Consider the following 246-nt stretch of genomic DNA (forward strand, 5'->3'; position numbering starts at 1 on the left):
CCATGCCGAACTCAGAAGTGAAACGCCGTAGCGCCGATGGTAGTGTGGGGTCTCCCCATGCGAGAGTAGGGAACTGCCAGACATCAAATAAAAGCGAAAGGCTCAGTCGAAAGACTGGGCCTTTTGTTTTATCTGTGGTCTGTCGGTGAGCGCTCTCCTGAGTAGAACAAATCCGCCGGGAGCGGATTTGAACGTTGCGCAGCAACGGCCCGGAGGGTGGCGGGCAGGACGCCCGCCATAAACTGC

Annotated in this window: 1 rRNA gene; it reads left to right on the plus strand. The window is 57.3% G+C overall.

Features of this window, described 5'->3' with window-relative positions:
• Positions 1-82: ribosomal RNA gene (gene rrf / locus OGV80_RS24470) — 5S ribosomal RNA — on the plus strand; the annotation flags it as partial.
• Between the last annotated feature and the right edge of the window lie 164 nt (positions 83-246).

The organism is Citrobacter sp. Ce119, assembly GCF_030334525.1.
Classification (GTDB): Bacteria; Pseudomonadota; Gammaproteobacteria; order Enterobacterales; family Enterobacteriaceae; genus Citrobacter; species Citrobacter europaeus.